The 17,588-nt window shown below is 48.9% G+C and carries 13 protein-coding genes; 11 read left to right on the forward strand and 2 right to left on the reverse strand.

What is annotated here, in order from left to right; genetic code table 11:
- The 4 genes from ACTHMC_RS12490 to ACTHMC_RS12505 all read left to right on the forward strand — a co-directional run.
- On the forward strand, positions 1 to 520 hold a 520-nt coding region (locus tag ACTHMC_RS12490), incomplete at its 5' end, for a hypothetical protein (RefSeq protein ID WP_440413460.1).
- Between the two features lie 23 nt (positions 521 to 543).
- Positions 544 to 1,923 carry a TolC family protein gene (locus ACTHMC_RS12495; protein ID WP_440413461.1) on the forward strand — a complete coding sequence of 460 codons (1,380 nt, stop codon included), beginning with the start codon at positions 544 to 546 and terminating at the stop codon, positions 1,921 to 1,923.
- A 6-nt stretch (positions 1,924 to 1,929) separates the two neighbouring features.
- Positions 1,930 to 2,997 (forward strand): efflux RND transporter periplasmic adaptor subunit, encoded by a 1,068-nt coding sequence (locus ACTHMC_RS12500; RefSeq protein ID WP_440413462.1) that lies wholly within the window; start codon positions 1,930 to 1,932, stop codon positions 2,995 to 2,997.
- 33 nt (positions 2,998 to 3,030) lie between these two features.
- Positions 3,031 to 6,207: an efflux RND transporter permease subunit gene (locus ACTHMC_RS12505; RefSeq protein ID WP_440413463.1), complete on the forward strand. Its 3,177-nt coding sequence runs from the start codon at positions 3,031 to 3,033 to the stop codon at positions 6,205 to 6,207.
- 127 nt (positions 6,208 to 6,334) lie between these two features.
- Here the strand turns inward: ACTHMC_RS12505 and ACTHMC_RS12510 are convergent, their stop codons facing one another.
- Positions 6,335 to 7,147: an alpha/beta hydrolase gene (locus ACTHMC_RS12510; RefSeq protein ID WP_440413464.1), complete on the reverse strand. Its 813-nt coding sequence runs from the start codon at positions 7,145 to 7,147 to the stop codon at positions 6,335 to 6,337.
- A gap of 99 nt (positions 7,148 to 7,246) precedes the next feature.
- On the opposite strand from ACTHMC_RS12510, the gene ACTHMC_RS12515 reads away from it, so the two are divergent.
- Both ACTHMC_RS12515 and ACTHMC_RS12520 read left to right on the forward strand, forming a co-directional pair.
- Complete coding sequence (locus ACTHMC_RS12515) at positions 7,247 to 8,203, forward strand: ATP-grasp domain-containing protein (RefSeq protein WP_440413465.1); 957 nt, start codon at positions 7,247 to 7,249, stop codon at positions 8,201 to 8,203.
- Between the two features lie 5 nt (positions 8,204 to 8,208).
- Positions 8,209 to 9,321, forward strand: a complete 1,113-nt coding sequence (locus tag ACTHMC_RS12520) for a carboxylate-amine ligase (RefSeq protein WP_440413466.1) — start codon at positions 8,209 to 8,211, stop codon at positions 9,319 to 9,321.
- Here ACTHMC_RS12520 and ACTHMC_RS12525 read toward each other — a convergent pair.
- Positions 9,307 to 10,323 carry a proline iminopeptidase-family hydrolase gene (locus tag ACTHMC_RS12525; protein ID WP_440413467.1) on the reverse strand — a complete coding sequence of 339 codons (1,017 nt, stop codon included), beginning with the start codon at positions 10,321 to 10,323 and terminating at the stop codon, positions 9,307 to 9,309. The two genes, ACTHMC_RS12520 and ACTHMC_RS12525, sit on opposite strands and share 15 nt — an antisense overlap.
- A gap of 74 nt (positions 10,324 to 10,397) precedes the next feature.
- Here ACTHMC_RS12525 and ACTHMC_RS12530 point away from each other — a divergent pair, with 74 nt between their 5' ends.
- The 5 genes from ACTHMC_RS12530 to ACTHMC_RS12550 form a co-directional block, all read left to right on the forward strand.
- Entirely contained in the window at positions 10,398 to 12,026 is a 1,629-nt protein-coding gene (locus ACTHMC_RS12530) for an amidohydrolase (protein ID WP_440413468.1), read from the forward strand.
- 114 nt (positions 12,027 to 12,140) lie between these two features.
- Complete coding sequence (locus tag ACTHMC_RS12535) at positions 12,141 to 13,427, forward strand: trypsin-like serine peptidase (RefSeq protein ID WP_440413469.1); 1,287 nt, start codon at positions 12,141 to 12,143, stop codon at positions 13,425 to 13,427.
- Between the two features lie 2 nt (positions 13,428 to 13,429).
- Positions 13,430 to 15,682 (forward strand): hypothetical protein, encoded by a 2,253-nt coding sequence (locus ACTHMC_RS12540; RefSeq protein WP_440413470.1) that lies wholly within the window; start codon positions 13,430 to 13,432, stop codon positions 15,680 to 15,682.
- Between the two features lie 6 nt (positions 15,683 to 15,688).
- Positions 15,689 to 16,978: an MSCRAMM family protein gene (locus ACTHMC_RS12545; protein ID WP_440413471.1), complete on the forward strand. Its 1,290-nt coding sequence runs from the start codon at positions 15,689 to 15,691 to the stop codon at positions 16,976 to 16,978.
- Positions 16,979 to 17,005: 27 nt separating this feature from the next.
- Positions 17,006 to 17,588 (forward strand): hypothetical protein (locus tag ACTHMC_RS12550; protein WP_440413472.1); only part of this gene is annotated, 583 nt, incomplete at its 3' end.

Genomic DNA, 17,588 nt, shown 5'->3' on the forward strand with positions numbered 1-17,588 from the left:
TTTCGTTTCCCGCCAGGAACTGGTGGAGAAAGTGGCCAACCGCCTGGCAACGGATTATGAAGCGGCCATGGTTGCCATCGATGAAAAACCGGTGGACAGTCTTGGTAAACTGCTGGGCTATATCGGAACCGTGCTCAACTATTGTAAAAAGATAAATCCTGTTTTCTTTTCTGACCTCCGCAGGCATTATCCTGTGCAATGGGTGGAACTGAATAAAACGATGGACAATACCGTTGGCTCCCGCATCATCAGAACGCTGGAGACGGGTATCCAGGAAGGACAGTTCAGGGGCAACCTGCATCCCCAGCTGGCCATCGCTATCTGGCAGCAGCATATGGCCACTGATTTTGAATTTGCCGCCCGGCTCACCAATGATTATTCCAAGGACGAAGTGTTCCGCCAGGCGCTCTACCTCTTCCTCTACGGAGTGGTAACACCTGCAGCTATTCCTGCACTGGAAGAAGCACTCAACTCATTCTCTCATAACAATCATGAACATACGCAGTCAGCTGCGCACTGAACAACCACATAACAATCACACACATGAATCGCTTACAAACGTTACGGAGAACAGCCTGGCTGCTGCTCACGCTGGTGAGCCTTACGCCTGTACTGCAGGCGCAACAGCCCTCCCAGCTGCCTTCTCCCTTTACTTTGAAGAATGCACTGGAGTTTGCACTGGAGCATAAATCCAATGTAAAGAAGGCAAAGCTCGATGAAGAGAATTCCCTTCACCAGATCGCAGAAGTGAGAAGCCGCGCGCTTCCCACCATTTCAGGAACAGGTGGCCTCACCTACAACCCCATCCTGCAGCTTAGCGCTGTTCCGGGCGATCTCGCCGGCCAGCCAGGCACTACCCTGCTCATTCCTTTCGGACAGAAATGGAACAGCAGCGCCGCCATCTCTTTGCAGCAGAACCTGTTTGACCAGAGTGTTTTTACAGGCCTCAAAGCTGCCAAAACAACGCAGGAATATTATAAGATCATGAGCACGCTCACCGATGAACAAACCATCGAGCAGGTGGCCAATAATTACTACCAGGTGCTGGTGCAACGCCAGAAGCTGGTGGTGATCGACAGCAATATCGCCACTACAACCCGTGTGAAGGAAGTGATCGACGGACAATATAAAAACGGGCTGGCCAAGAAGATAGACCTTGACAGGACCCGCGTGAACATCTCCAACCTGCAGGCGCAACGCCAGCAGTTGCTGAATGCTGTTCAGATCCAGGAGAATACATTGAAATTCTATATGGGAATGGATATTTCCACTCCGCTTGATATACCGGCCGCCAGCTTTGAAACCATCGAGCCCTCCATGCAACTGGCTTCCGCCAAACCGGACGTTACCAAAATGACGGACTACCAGTTGCTGAAGAAACAGGAAACATTGTACAATTTCCAGAAGGAAGCCGTGAAAGCAGAGTACTATCCTACCCTCAGTCTCAATGGCAACTACGGTTACCAGGGCCTTGGCAACAAGTTCCCCATCGGTACCGGCAAGCCTGCCGTGAACTGGTTCGACTATGCCTCTATCGGCCTCAACCTGAAGATCCCCCTCTTCAATGGCTTTGCCACCAGGTCAAGGGTAAGGCAGGCAGATGTAGATGTACGCAAGGTGCAGGAAGACCTGAAGAATACAGAGCTCAGCCTCAACCTCGCTTACGAAAATGCAAAAACGCAGATCTCCAACAGCATCATCACGCTCAATAATCAGAAAGAGAACGTAGAGCTGGCGCAGGAAGTGTACGATAACACACGCAACAACTATAACCAGGGGCTGGCCCCGCTGACTGACCTGCTGGATGCAGAGAACAGTCTGACCACCGCCCAAAACAATTATTCATCAGCCCTGCTCGACTACCGCCTCGCGGAGATCCAGCTGATCAAAGCGCAGGGAAACCTCAAATCACTTTTAAACTAACAGTACATGAAAAAGATATTCAGGATTCTCCTGGCGGTAGTGCTCATCGGCGGTTCGCTGTTTGCCATTGCGCAGGTATTGAAGAACAACAAGAAGAAAGCGGAAGAGAAAACGGCCATAGTAGCGCAGACCAATGCAACCGTAGCCGTTCGTGTGAGCCCCGTTACCAAATCTGCTCCCGATCTCGATGTGATCGCCAATGGCAATTTCGCACCTTCACAGGAGCTCAGCTTCTCAGCTGAAAAACCTGGCCGCGTTGTGAACGTACTGGTGAAAGAAGGAAGCAGTGTAAGCAAGGGACAGGTGCTGGCCACCATCCGTGTTGACCAGCTCAATGTGGATCTGGCAAGCGCTGAAGCGGCCTACCAGACTGCCGTTACGGATTTCGACAGATATACCAACGCCTTCAAAACAGGCGGTGTTACCCAGCAGCAGCTGGACCAGGCAAAACTGCAACTGAGCAATGCAAAAGCCAAGCTGGATGCCAGCCGCATCAATCTTGGCGATGCCACTATCCGTGCCAGTATCAACGGTATAGTGAATGCTAAATTCATCGAGCCCGGCTCCGTGGTGGCAGCAGGCACCAAGCTGTTCGATATCGTGAATGTATCCACCCTGAAACTGCTGGTTACCGTTAACGAAGCGCAGGTGGCCAATCTGAAAACCGGCAAGCAGGTAAAGGTCAAAGCCAGTGTTTACCCCGGTAAAGAATTCACCGGAACCATCACCTTCATTGCCCCCAAGGCAGATGCTTCCCTCAACTTTCCTGTTGAGATCACCATCACCAATAATCCCGGCCAGCAGCTCAAAGCAGGTATGTACGGCACAGCGGTGTTCGATTTCCCTGACCAGGCAGCAGCCATCATTGTTCCGCGTACCGCCTTCGTGGGCAGCGTGAGCAGCGGTGAAGTATTTGTGGCCGAGAACGGCGTTGCAAAACTGAAGAAGGTAACAGCAGGCCGTGTATTCGGCAACCAGGTGGAAGTGGTAGACGGTTTACAGGAATCAGAGCAGGTGATCATCAGCGGCCAGATCAACCTGGCGGATGGCGTAAAGATCAGCACTATCCAATAACCCTACCCATTGTTGTAGCATAAAGATTATTACATGAAACTGGCAGAAATATCAATCAAACGTCCATCCCTCGTCATCGTGTTGTTCACGATCCTGACGTTGGGCGGGCTGTTCAGCTATACCATGCTTGGTTATGAACTTATCCCGAAGTTCGATACCAATGCCATCACCATCGTTACTACCTACCCCGGCGCTTCGCCTGGTGAGGTGGAGAACACGGTGACCAAAAAAATCGAGGATGCCGTAGCATCCCTGGAAAATATCAAGAAGCTCGAATCCAAATCGCTCGAAAGCGTGTCGCTGGTAACCATACAGCTGCAAAGCAATGCGGATGCGGATTACGCGCTCAACGACGCACAGCGCAAGATCAATGCCGTACTGAAGGATCTTCCGGAAGACATCGATCCGCCTTCTCTCAACAAGTTCTCGCTCGACGATCTTCCTGTAGTGACCCTGAGCTCTTCCGCCAATATGGATGAGAAAGAGTTCTATGACCTAATCGATAAAAGGGTAAGCCCGATCCTTTCAAGAATGGAAGGTGTGGCACAGGTGAACCTCATCGGTGGTTCCGAAAGAGAGATCCAGGTGAGCCTGGATGCAGACAAGCTGAAAGGTTATGGCATCTCGGTTCCTCAGGCGCAACAGATGATCCTCGGCTCCAACCTCGATTTCCCTACCGGTAATGTACAAACGAGAGAGCAGAGCATCCTGGTTAGGTTATCCGGTAAATACAAATCGGTGGACGAGCTCCGGAACCTGGTGCTCACCGCCGCCAATGGTATCCAGATCAGGCTCGGCGATGTGGCCGATGTACAGGATGCACAGAAAGAAGTGGAGAAGATCAGCCGGGTGAACCAGCAGAACTCCATCGCCATCCAGATCATCAAACAATCAGACGCCAATGCGGTGGCCGTATCAGAGGAAGTGCAGAAGCAGATCGTGCAGCTTGAAAAGGATTATGCTGCTGTTGGACTGAAACTTGCCATCGCCAACGACAGCTCCGTATTCACCCTGGAAGCTGCCGACTCGGTGGTGCATGACCTGCTGATCGCCGTACTGCTCGTGGCCTTTGTGATGCTGTTCTTCCTGCACAGTTTGAGAAATGCCATCATTGTGATGGTATCCATCCCTGCATCGCTCATTGCCACTTTCATTGGCATGGCGCTGTTCGGATATACGCTCAACCTGATGAGCTTGCTCGGTCTCTCCCTGGTAGTAGGTATCCTGGTGGATGATGCCATTGTGGTACTGGAAAATATTTACCGTCACATGGAGATGGGTAAGAACCGGGTGCGTGCTTCTTATGAAGGCACCAAAGAGATCGGCTTTACGGTAACTGCCATCACCCTTGTGATTGTGGTAGTGTTCCTGCCGATCGCATTGAGCACCGGCCTGGTATCGAATATCATCAAGCAGTTCTGCGTAACGGTGATCATCTCTACCATGTTATCGCTGCTCTCCTCGTTTACCATCGTTCCCTGGTTGAGCTCACGTTTTGGTAAGCTGGAGCATATCACCGGGAAGAATATTTTCGGCAAGATCATCCTCGGTTTTGAAAAAGGACTGACTTCCTTTACACACTGGATCACCAATATCCTCAAATGGAGCCTGGGCCATAAACGCATCACACTGGCCATTGTACTGGTGATGTTCGTAGGTTCCCTGTACATGGTAGCCGGCGGATTCATCGGTGGTGAGTTCTTTGCCAAGAGCGACCGTGGCGAGTTCCTGGTGCAGATAGAAATGCCCAAGGATGCCGCCATTGAAAGGACCAACCTGATGACACAAAAAGCGGAGAAATTCCTTCGCAACAAAATAGAAGTGGTTGACCTGATCACCACCGTGGGTCAGACCAGTGAGGGTTTGGGAGCTTCGCAATCCACTCCTTACAAATCAGAGATCCTGGTAAAACTGACGCCAAAAAAACTCAGGGCAGACGATTCCTACGTGTATGCAGCCAAGGTAAAACGCGAGCTGCAGCAGGAACTGGTGGGCGCCAAAATAAAGACCACTCCCATCGGTATGCTCGGTACGGCCGACAGAGCGCCGCTGGCGCTGGTGGTGACCGGTTCCGATCTCGACAGTGCCATGGTATTCGCCAATGCCGCCATGGCTGAACTGAAAAAAGTGAAAGGCGCTACCGAAATAAAGCTTACTGTGGAATCCGGTAACCCGGAGATCAATGTGCAGGTAGACCGTGATAAAATGGCCGCCCTGGGGCTTACCCTCCAGACCGTGGGCCTTACCATGCAGACAGCTTTCAACGGTAATACAGACGGCAAGTACCGCGCCGGTGAATATGAGTACGATATCAATATCCGTTACGGAAGTTTCAACAGGAGCAGCATCGACGATGTGCGCAACCTGGAGTTCACTAACGATAAGGGACAATCGATAAAATTATCACAGTTTGCTACTGTTGCGGAATCATCAGGCCCCAGCCAGCTGGAGCGCCGCGACAAGAGCCCTTCTGTGACGGTAGAAGGACAGACAGTAGGCCGGCCTTCCGGTACTGTAGCCTCTGAGTGGCAGGCCGCCTTTGAAAAGATCCGCAAGCCTACAGGTGTGAACTGGATCTGGGGTGGCGATATGGAAAACCAGAGTGAAGGTTTCGGTACGCTCGGCGTGGCGCTGCTGGCAGCCATCCTGCTGGTATACCTGGTGATGGTAACGCTGTACGACAGCTTTGTAACGCCTTTCGTAGTACTGTTTTCCGTACCGCTCTCCTTCATCGGGGCGCTGCTGGCGCTGGCGTTGACCAACAACTCGCTGAACATCTTCACTATCCTGGGTGTGATCATGCTGATCGGTCTGGTTTGTAAGAACGCCATCATGATCGTGGATTTTGCCAACCACCGTAAACAGGCAGGAGAAAACACCATTACCGCATTGATCCAGGCCAACCACGCCAGGTTACGCCCGATCCTGATGACCACCATTGCGATGGTATTCGGTATGCTGCCGATCGCTATCGCCTCCGGCCCCGGCGCCGAATGGAAGAACGGTCTGGCCTGGGTGATCATCGGCGGTCTGATCAGCTCACTCTTCCTCACGCTGATCATTGTGCCTGTGATCTACGCCATATTCGACCATTGGGGATCGAAGGGCAGAAAGAAAAGAGAACAACAAAAATCGATAGAAGAATTAATGACTGAAGACTATGTGCCTACGGAGACAGAAGACGGCTTCACGCCCACGCACGTAGTGTAGTACGGATTTGTATCAGAAAGGATATGGCAACCGGAACGGAATCAGTATCGGTTGTTGTTTGGGGTTAATGAAAAAGACCGTCACCTGGGGAGGTGGCGGTCTTTGTTTATGATCAGTTTTGAAATTATTATGCTGGCCAGGCCCATTTCAAAAAAACCGGCATCGCCTTCGCCCAGGTCTCCACATCATGTTTTCCATCTCGCAGCTGCAGGTATTTCATCTCCTTCCCTTCCATATATCCTTTGTGCATGAGCTCGCGCATGCAATCAATAGTATCATCGATGGTATCTATCACGCCATTCCGGTTACGGTCTTCCTGTTCATCTTTCTCACCCACTTCAAAGAAGAAACGTTGTCCGGGATGGTACACGCCTTCACGGATCTGGCGATGCATGAGGCGGTCGCGGTGCTCATTGTAATCACGATCCGTTTTGTCTTTACTCCTCCACCACAGTGAACCGGAGAACACGCCCACGGTACTGAATACGCGCGGGTTGTTCCAGGCAATGTCCAGCGCACTGAGACCGCCCAGGGAAAAACCTGCAAAGGCCTTTTCACCACGGATGATCACGGGATAACGATAACAACAATAAGGGAGTAATTCTTCCAGGATGAATTGCTGGTATTGGCGGGATTTAGTGCCTCGTCCTTTACAATCGAGGTAATGGAACATTCCGTATTCATTCATGCGGTCTTCCCCGCAGTGAATGGCTACCACCATGATAGGTCTGATAGCATTGCTGGCATAAAGGTCATTCAGAATATTGTCCAGGCCGATGGCCTCCATATCCTGTCCGTCGTTCAGGAACAGCACGGGCATGGAGCCTTGTACTGCAGGAACAGGGGGCAGATAGCAATTGAGCTTAACCGTTCTTTCCAGGGAATCCGATGGCAATGTAACCGTTTCAACCATCACCCCGTTTATCAGAGCTGTATCCATATCGCTCCAAAAATACACATTCCGATTTGTTTTTATGGCCCGGTTCCGATAAATTTGGTTACCACTCTGCCCTCACATCAACTATTAAACCCAGCGCTTATGAAAAAGATAGGGATACTCTTCGGAAAAGAAAGATCATTCCCCATGGCATTTATAGAAGAGGTGAACAAACGGCAGGTGGATGGTATTGTTGCGGAAGCCGTGCACTTAGACAAGGTAGTGCAGGGTGCAGCAGACGACTACACGGTGATTGTGGACCGCATTTCACAGGATGTTCCCTTCTACCGGGCTTATCTCAAGAACGCCGCCATCTGCGGCACGGCCGTTATCAACAATCCTTTCTGGTGGAGCGCCGATGAAAAATTCTTCAATAATTGCCTGGCAGTGAAGATCGGGGTGCCTGTTCCCAAAACAGTGATCCTGCCTTCTTATGAACTCCCGCCGGATACCAGTGATGAAAGTTTCAGTAACCTGGCCTATCCCATGGACTGGAAGGGCATTTTCGATTATGTGGGCTTTCCGGCTTACATGAAACCTTTTGCAGGTGGTGGCTGGAAGAATGTGTACAAATTGCATGATATTGATGAGTTCTACCAGAAACACAGAGAAACGGGACAGCTGGTAATGCTTCTTCAGGAAGAAATAATTTTTGACGAGTATTACCGTTGTTATTGCATCGGAGGAAAATATGTGCGTATCATGGGATATGAACCAAGAAATCCGCATCATTTGAGATATACTCATAACTTTACCCCTTCAGCAGAAAGATTGAAACAAATGGAAGACATCGTGCTTCGCCTCAACCAATACCTCGGTTACGACTTCAATACCGTGGAACTGGCTGTGAGAGACGGTATCCCCTATGCGATCGATTTCTGCAATCCCGCACCGGATGCAGACCGGCCCAGTGTGGGGGAAGAGAATTTCAACTGGGTGGTGGAAACAGCCGCTACCTACGCCATTGAAAGGGCTAGCATGCATCAGCCCCACAGGGACAACCTCACCTGGGGAGAGTATCTTAAACGCAGTGTAACGAAACAGATATTATCACATTAGCCGTCATGTCAAATATTTCATACAACCAATTTACCCTTGGCATCGAAGAAGAGTACATGGTCATTGACCCTGTTACGCGTGAATTGAAGAGCCATGAGCAGAAGATCGTAACGGAAGGTCAGCGAGTCATCAAAGACAAGGTGAAAGCCGAGATGCACCAGGCCGTAGTAGAAGTAGGTACCGATATCTGCGCCAACGTGGATGAAGCCTATAAAGATGTTTCTCAGTTAAGAAAAACGATTTCAAATATTGCCGGCGACCTCGGTTATCATATCGGGGCTGCGGGCACCCACCCTTTCAGTCACTGGGAAAGCCAGCTGATCACGGACCATGTGCGCTACAGTGAACTGGTGAACGAACTGCAGGAGGCCGCCCGCAGCAATCTCATATTCGGACTGCATGTGCATGTTGGAATGGAGAGCCGTGAAATGGCCAATCATATAGCCAATTCCACCCGTTACTTTCTGCCGCATATCTACGCGCTCAGCGTGAACTCGCCTTTCTGGGAAGGCAGGCAGACCGGCTACAAGAGCTTCCGCACCAGGGTGTTCGATAAGTTCCCCCGTACTGGTATCCCTGAAACCTTTGATACCATCGAGGATTACGACAACTATATCAAACTCCTGGTAAAGACCAATTGCATCGATAACGCTAAAAAGATCTGGTGGGACCTCCGTGTGCATCCGTTCTTCAATACGGTGGAATTCCGCATCTGCGATGTACCGATGACCGTGTCCGACACCATCGCCATTGCTGCGTTGTTCCAGGGTGTATGCGCCAAGATCTACAAGCTGAGAATGCAGAACCTCAACTTCATTCAATACTCACGTTCTCTCATCAACGAAAACAAATGGCGGGCAAGCCGGTATGGACTGGATGGCCGCCTTATTGATTTTGGTAAAGAAGAAGAAGTGAATACACGCGTACTGATCAATGAACTGCTCGATTTCATTGATGATGTGGTGGACCCGCTGGGCAGCCGCCATGCTGTGAATTATGTGAGCAAGATCATGGACCAGGGTACCGGCGCCGACAGGCAGCTGGCCGTGTATGACCAGACGAAGAACCTGGTGAGCGTGGTAGATTATATCCACTCTCAGTTCTTAATGGGCACCTGATACGCCGTTGATGAATTTTATTACGCCATTCATGAAGACCTGCTGATCATCCCATATGCTGAGATGGCTTCCGTTGGGGCAATGGAGATATTGTCCCTGCTTCACCTGTGTGCTCATCCAGCGCATATGTTCGGGATCCATGGTGTCGTGGGTGGCTCCTACCGTTAGGGTGGGCACTGTGATCTTAGGCAGATCGGCCTTGCGGTCCCAGTTGGCCAGCCGTCCGCCGATGCCGAACTCAGAAGGCCCCTGCATCAAGGTGTATACGGTGCCGTTTACATGCTTGAGCGCGCGGTTCACGGGATCGGGCCATTCCTCCAGCCGGCAGATATGCTGCTTGTAAAAATTAGGCATCAGCAGTTCAAAGTATTTGGGATTCTGGAAATCATTGGTGGCTTCGAGGTGTTTGATGGTATCCAGAATTTTCGGGTCCATCTGTTTGGCCAGCACTTCCTTAGCATATTTGTCATAGTCGGGGCAGCTCGCCATCATATTGCAGATGATAAGTCCTTTCAGGTGCTGCTGGTATTTCAGCGCATATTCCATAGCCAGCATACCACCCCATGAATTGCCCAGAAGAAAGAAATTGGAGCTGTCGAGTTTCAGCGCCTTGCGCACCTGCTCCACTTCATCAACAAAACGGTCGATAGTCCAGAGGCTGCTGTCGGTGGGCTGATCGGAATAATAAGATCCGAGCTGGTCGTATTCGTAGAATTCGATATTTGCCTGGGGGAAGAAGCTTTCAAAGGCTTCCATGTATTCATGGGTCATGGCTGGTCCGCCATGCAGCAACAGTACTTTGGTGGTGGGATTATTACCGAAACGTTTAGTCCAGACCTTGTAAGTCCCAACAGGCGTTTGAACAGGCAGCATGCGGATACCCGCCGTAAGTACGCCTGTATCACCGGTATTGAAATAATCGCAGCTGGTAACGAGGGCAGGTCTGTTATCCTTGCAGCTCAGCATGAAAAACAGCAGCAGGACCGGCAGTAATTTTCTCATGAGCAAAGGTTTTAACCAAGTTACTCAATTCAGCACAAATACTGTACTTTCAGCATGCACTCAAACGGAATACTATGAGAATTATCAAGGCCCTGCCATTGCTCCTCTTAACTGCCTGCGGCGCTTCCAAAGAGAAGATCGATCTGCTGGTACATCATGCCACCATTTATACGGTAGACAGCAGCTTCAGCACTGCCGAAGCACTGGCGGTAAAAGACGGTAAGATCCTGGAAACAGGCAGCAATGAATGGTTGCTTCAGAAATATGAAGCTGTTGAAACGCTTGATGCAAAGGGGCAGTTCATCTATCCCGGCTTCATAGATGCGCATGCACATTTTTTCGGATACGGGCAAAGTCTGCAGACAGCAGACCTCAATGGCACTACCAGTTGGCAGGCCATCCTGGATACCTTACAATCATTTGCAAAATCACATCCGGATGGATGGCTGCTGGGACGCGGCTGGGACCAGAACGACTGGGAGAATAAAGAATTCCCATCAAACGAAACGTTGAATAATATATTCCCCGACAGACCTGTATTGCTTTCGCGCGTGGACGGCCATGCAGCCATTGCAAACGCGAAGGCACTTGAGCTCGCCGGTGTAAAGCCGGGTGTTACCCTCACGGGTGGTACGGTGGAGGTGCGTAATGGAAAACTTACAGGTATCCTGGTGGATAACGCCATAGATCTGGTAAACGAAAAAGTACCGGCAACATCAGAACAGCAGGCGAAACAATCCCTGCTGGATGCGCAGGAGCGCTGCTTTGCCGTGGGCCTCACCACTATCGATGATTGTGGTTTGCCTTATAGCGCCGTTGAACTGATCGACCAGCTGAATAAGAGCGGTGAGCTGAAAATGAGGTTATATGTGATGCTGAGTGATGGTAAGAAGAATTTCGAATACCTGTTCAGCAAAGGCCGGATCAAAACAGATCGTTTGCATGTAAACGGATTCAAGGTATATGCCGATGGTGCCCTGGGTTCACATGGCGCCTGCTTACTCCACCCCTACTCCGATAAGCCCCGCTGGAGCGGGTTTCTACTGAGTGATCCTGCACATTTCGACTCGGTAGCTAATATCCTGTATGAAAAGAATTTTCAGATGTGCACGCATGCAATTGGTGATTCAGGCAACCGGACTATCCTCAATACCTATGCGAAATACCTGAAAGAGCAGAATGACCGCCGCTGGAGGATAGAGCATGCACAGGTGGTGAATAAAGTGGATTTCGATCTGTTCGGCAAATACAGCATCATTCCTTCCGTGCAGCCTACTCATGCCACCAGCGATATGTACTGGGCGGAGCAACGATTGGGCGCAGAGCGCGTTCGCGGCGCTTATGCCTTTAATGATCTATTAAAACAGAATGGCTGGATCCCGCTGGGAACAGACTTCCCGGTGGAAGACATTTCTCCCTTCAAAACATTCTATGCTGCTGTTGCACGAAAGGATGCGAAAGGCTGGCCGGCAGCTGGTTTTCAGATGGAGAACGCACTGAGCAGGGAAGCCGCGATACGCGGAATGACGATCTGGGCAGCGAAATCGAATTTTGAGGAGCAGGAAAAAGGCAGTCTGGAGAAGGGCAAGTTTGCAGATTTTATCCTGCTGGATAAGGATCTGATGAAAGCCGCTGAAGGAGAATTGTTACAGACCCAGGTGCAAAGAACATATATAAATGGAGAAAAAGTGTTTCAGCGGTAAACAAATCTGAGTGTTCCATTAACACAAACGCATTTTTCCCAGCGCAAACAGGGTGTTTTTCCCGTATTACAGGGTGAAATTATACGCTAATTTTCGCCCTATAAAGAGGAAGACATGAAATCAAAACTAACAGCGCTGGCATGGGCGCCTGCATGTATTCTATTGCTTATAGCCGCCATCTCATGCAATGGCTCTACCAACTCAAGCCCGGACCAGGATAAGGATTCCCTGGTCGTCCATCCACAGATCCACAAAGACCGCATGGTCATCCCCGGATATGAATCATTCAAAGCAAGAGAAGAATCAATAAAGAAGAGGCTTCAGTTCCTTGAATCGGAAAACATCAGCCAGATGGAAAAACTGGCAGGTGCTTACACTGCCAAGGAAGTTTACATCGAGATATTGCAGAGGGCCGGTGACCTTGGCAACAAAGACACCATTCCGTCAGCGATCGGCAAATGTTATACGCCTGCTGAATTCAGAACCATTCTCGAAAAGAACAAAGGGCTGAAATCGCTTTCAGGCAATGATCTGCTGAACATGTACACATTCTTTTATCCCGAATCGATCATCGGAGACGATAACCGGGCTCCCGTTCTGTATAACTATAACAATCCCCAGGAGAAAGCCGCCACGCTTGAAATGGAGGATGCCAAATGCGTGATGGCCATCATTCCCAAAGACTCTCTTAAACCAGATGGCAAAGGAAAATTCGTGTATCAATGTACTGCCACATTCGGCTCCAGGCATAATTTATGCGGAGAGCGGTTTTCTGAGGAACCAGCCTACTCCAGTATGACGGGATTTGCAGCAGGCAGATCTACCATGATCACTGCCGCTCACTGCATCGATGAAAACAATTACATGGATTACTATTATGTATTCGATTATATCCTTGATTCCAATAAATTCTTCTACAGGACCATTGACTCTTCCAAAGTATTTCAGGCTATAGGTGCAAGAAGCGAATACAATATATTTCTGAATCTGGATTACTCAGTAGTGACCCTGAATAAAAAAGTGGACGCCTTCCGTATCCGGAAACTGAAAACCAGCGGACAAACAGGAACAGGCTCCAGCTACCATGTAATCGGTACTCCGGGCGGACTTCCTTTGAAGATTTCCGGCAGCGCAAAGGTCAGAACCAACAACGCTTCTGCCTACTTTACCATACTTAGCGATACATACAAAGGGAATTCAGGGTCACCCGTTTTCAATTCCCAAACCCATGAGATTGAAGGTATCCTGGTGAAAGGCGCAAAGGACTTCGATCCTTTCAAGAAACTCCCCGATGTAGTATGCAGAAAATCCATCGTGTGTCCTGTATTCTGTGAGGATGCAAAGGATGGAGAACGCGTGAGCCGCGTATCTCAATTTGTTCACCTTTTGCCCAACAATTAATGATGAAATACATTCTATCCACGCTGATTGTAATGCTTGTCAATTACGGAGTTAATGGCCAGAGCATCAGTCTCGACAATACTGGCAAGATCTCAAAGATCCAGTACAGTAAAATAACAGAAGGCAGTCAGGTATCATTCCCCAGCCCTACCCCCGGAGAATTGTTCCGGGATCTGGCCGTTGATTCCTGCAAAAAACAACTCGCAAGAAAACTGGACAGCCTGATAAATTACCTGGATGACCAGAACCCCAAACTGTCTTTTCAGTTTTACACCCGGTTCTGGGGTCAGCAGGCAACCCAGGAAGTAGCACAGGAATTCAAATGGATCAGGGAATACCTGAAAAAACCGGCGCTGGATACCAACTTGCAGCACCTCAAGCCATTTTACCAGAGCTTGCGGTCATTCTTTCAGCAACCATCCAAAAACTGGTTCCAGGTCAACAATACTACGCTGGCAGGTTCATCCTACCAGGTGCAGCCAGCTGATCTTTCTACTGATGATGACGCCTATAAGCTGGACATAAAGATCAACCTGCTCTATAATACATTCATTGAAAAACTCTTTACAGCCACTTACACCAACGCAAGTGAAATGTCAGAGATCCGGGGCATGAGTTTCACTGATTACGATGGCGAGCGGCAAAAACTAAACGAGTTAAGGACAAGCGCTCTCGAATTGGCGAAACTGAATCTCAATACAGTAAAAGATGCAGACATCGCTAAAATGGACAAGCTCTGGAATACTTTCATCAGCCTGAAAATCGCTAAAGCAATCAAGGACGCGCCATTCTTCAAGAATTGGCTATGGTGGAGATCCGGGGAACTTACCCTGAACCCGTTTGAACATCGCTACAAGGACCTGAATAAAACCAATCCGGGCGAACTTTTCCCGGCTGCTAAAAGCACATCCACCACCGGTTTGCTGACCAGGGCAAACTTCAACCTGCAGTCCATCTTACTGGCAAAAGACAATGATGGTCTCCGCAGGATCCAATACCTGCAGCAATTGCACGGCAAAGGCGACCAGGTTTCCTCTATCAGTACCCCCCTGAAAGCCTCAGAGAATGTGCAGGTGGTTGTACACAATATCAATGCAGGTGAAACCGCGGAGCTGGTACTGGTAAGCAGCACACCACATAACGGCATGAACAATACCATGAGTATGCTGGACTCTGCTCTGAGCACACTCGGCACTGCATTTGGAAGCCTGTCCAGCAACAAGGATGCGTTAAACGCAATTCTCTCTGTACTTTCCGGCAATAAGGATGCAGGCGATGATCTTAAATTACAGCAGGCACACCCGGCAGCTACACAATGGCCTGCAGCAGCAGGTGGAAGAGAAGCAGCAGCCTGGGCTGCGCTGAAGGCAGATCTGGAGAAACAAGGTTTCTATAATGAAGACGTGATGGAGCGGACAAAAAAATCCGCAGCAGCCAACACGCTCAAAAAGGTGATCGCTGAGGGAAAAAGGGCTGGCTACCTGAGAGCAATGCTGGACGTGATCAATGAATACTATCTGAACCTGGATATTTTCGTATCCAGGCTGAACACATTCAAAACAGACAGCCTTGTGTACGCAACCGTCTTTCAGCTGGTATACGAAAGCAATCTACCTCCCGATCAGCTTTCCATGCAGGACGATGACAGACCATCCGGTTTTTCTTCACGCATTTTGTACACTATCGAAACAGAGGCAAAGGTCACACAGACCTATGAAGTAAAACGGTATATCAATAACGGAGGCAAAAAAGACAGTGTAAGGATCGCTTCTTTCAAATACAAGACCTCTCCAAAGGATGTCTTTGGCGTAAGTATCGGACCGGCTTTCACCATCAAGCCCACAGACATCTACGGAAAGAATACTGTTACAGAAAACGCGAACGACCCTCTTACCATTAAAACAGACAGGAAACTGGTACATTTTACAGTAGGTCTGAATATATATCCATTCAAGATCTTTACGCTCGACAATAATTTTATCCATTCAAAGGCCTCTCCTGCCTATGAGAGAATATCGGTTTATCTCGGTCTTGGCTTCCCCAAAACACTGGACAACTTTTATCCCGGCATCTCCTATGATCTCATTGCCGGCATCAAGGTCATTGGAGGCGTTCATTGTTATATGCACGACAGGTACAGCATTGTGAACAATGTGGTTAAAGACAAAAGCTCGCGTTTCCGGGCAGCAGGCGCATTTTTTTCCGTCAACATTGATCCCCGGATCGCCATCAAAGCAGCAGGTATTATCAAATAAAATTTTATGAGAACAATCATCACTTATCTGGCAATATTCTGCATCGCCGCGGCCTGCGGAAAAAAAGAAAAGGACCTGGGAGATGTATTGAATGGTAATTCCAATCTCAGCGGGCAGTTGCTTTCCATCAACAAATTCAGCGGCAAAGCCGATGCGCAACCAATGGCAAACCGCCGGGTTTACCTCAGCTTCGCCCCTTCGGATACCACTAATTTCATTTATTATGTATTGACGGATGCCCAGGGCTATTTCACTTTCACCCGGCTCAGCAAGGAAGTGGATTATGCATTATTCGTATCAGACAGCATTGGCAAACACAAAATGGTAGCTTACCAGGAATTCAGGCCGCCGATGGATGCAATCACCCTTCTTGCCACCAATGATACCCTCAGAACAAGCGGCATTGTACTGAAGGTGACCGATCTCAATGGAGACGCCCTCAATGGCGCAGAAGTGGCCATCTACAACAATGAACAGATATTCACAGAAGACACAGCTTACAGCAAGTATTTATCCAAACTCACCAGCGATGAACTGGGAAGAGTGATCTTTCCTGATCTTGCGGCTGATAAATACTTCTTCCGGGGCAAGATCAGTTATGGGGCTAAAAAACTGTCAGGCACTGCCACTATCGATTATTCCGGAAAAGGCTTGAAAGAATACCTGATCCAGCTGCAAACCCCGTCTGCCCCTGCACCGGAAGATACACTCACTATTAAAACAATCGATGACCAAGGCGGCATCCTGCCTAATTTATCGTTCTGTCTGTTCACCAATCCGGCGCTCTTCAATACTACTATCTGCGATGGAAACGTGTACACAGGCAGCACCAACACAGCCGGGATCAAACACCTGACAGAACTTCCAGCCGGAACGTATTACCTGCTCGCTCAGGGAACCGTTCAGAACATTGCTTATAAAGGAACAGCCATTTTTGAGTGGGATGCAAAAAGTATAAAACCTGTAACTGTTACACTTGCAAAGGTCATTCCGGTGAACTCGTTAACCGTTCTTGTACGAGACAGTACCGATTCGCCCGTCAACAGTACGAACCTTTACCTTTTCAGGAGCAAGGTATTATTCCTGGCAGATACCACTACCACTTCGAACGGAACAGGCTGGATCAAAAATACTGTAACGGATGATGACGGGAAGGGCATTTTCAGGGACCTGCCTGAAGGCACCTATTACGTGCGGGCGAAAGCGATTTTCGGGAATCTGTTCCTGAAGGGAGGAGATACAGTGGTATTGGGTGCGGGAGGAATTGAGAGCAGGTTGATACAGGTTAAAAAGTAAACATCCATTGACCCAAATATCGAACCCATGCCTGTATTGAAGTTTTTGTTCCTGGTCCTTATTATTGCCTGTACCACCTTTTACATTATCTGGATAGTAACACTCAAATGGAAGAAAAGGATATCAGGGAAACAACTCTTTGTTGTTATCGCCCTATCGGTAACCAGCCTTTTGCTTGTTTCCGTGAATGAAGAATATTTCTTCAAGTTCTTCACACACAGTTTCAAACTTGGTACCCTCTTTTTTGACTACTCTATCTTCATTGGCCTGTTCTTTTACCTTCGGATGGTATTTCCTGTAGCCACTGTATTGTATATGGGATATCTTCAGTTCTTTAAGAAACAATCCGAAATAAGTACTGGTCCCAGCGAGGTGGAAAGTTTTATTGAAAAAGTTTTATCAAACGAAAAATTCAACACAGCCTTTAACAATGTATTACCTAAAGGCAATAATGATGAAGAGCTTGGCTTAGGATATATTCCGATTATGTTGCAGATCACAGAGAACCGAAGGAAAAAATTTTCATCAGACTCCAACCGTTTCCTGGCATTTACTTTTATTTTGGGTACCCTCTTCATTATGACCGTCACTTACTTCGGATACGTACTTA

The sequence above is a fragment of the Pseudobacter sp. genome (genome assembly GCF_051955275.1).
Taxonomy (GTDB): Bacteria; Bacteroidota; Bacteroidia; order Chitinophagales; family Chitinophagaceae; genus Pseudobacter.

Excerpts from the sequence above, each read along its gene's own strand:
- ACTHMC_RS12515 (WP_440413465.1), top strand. The coding sequence starts at position 7,247 with ATGAAAAAGATAGGGATACTCTTCGGAAAAGAAAGATCATTCCCCATG.
- ACTHMC_RS12530 (WP_440413468.1), top strand. The coding sequence starts at position 10,398 with ATGAGAATTATCAAGGCCCTGCCATTGCTCCTCTTAACTGCCTGCGGC.
- ACTHMC_RS12520 (WP_440413466.1), top strand. The coding sequence starts at position 8,209 with ATGTCAAATATTTCATACAACCAATTTACCCTTGGCATCGAAGAAGAG.
- ACTHMC_RS12525 (WP_440413467.1), bottom strand. The coding sequence starts at position 10,323 with ATGAGAAAATTACTGCCGGTCCTGCTGCTGTTTTTCATGCTGAGCTGC.
- ACTHMC_RS12500 (WP_440413462.1), top strand. The coding sequence starts at position 1,930 with ATGAAAAAGATATTCAGGATTCTCCTGGCGGTAGTGCTCATCGGCGGT.
- ACTHMC_RS12510 (WP_440413464.1), bottom strand. The coding sequence starts at position 7,147 with ATGGATACAGCTCTGATAAACGGGGTGATGGTTGAAACGGTTACATTG.
- ACTHMC_RS12540 (WP_440413470.1), top strand. The coding sequence starts at position 13,430 with ATGAAATACATTCTATCCACGCTGATTGTAATGCTTGTCAATTACGGA.
- ACTHMC_RS12505 (WP_440413463.1), top strand. The coding sequence starts at position 3,031 with ATGAAACTGGCAGAAATATCAATCAAACGTCCATCCCTCGTCATCGTG.
- ACTHMC_RS12545 (WP_440413471.1), top strand. The coding sequence starts at position 15,689 with ATGAGAACAATCATCACTTATCTGGCAATATTCTGCATCGCCGCGGCC.
- ACTHMC_RS12495 (WP_440413461.1), top strand. The coding sequence starts at position 544 with ATGAATCGCTTACAAACGTTACGGAGAACAGCCTGGCTGCTGCTCACG.
- ACTHMC_RS12535 (WP_440413469.1), top strand. The coding sequence starts at position 12,141 with ATGAAATCAAAACTAACAGCGCTGGCATGGGCGCCTGCATGTATTCTA.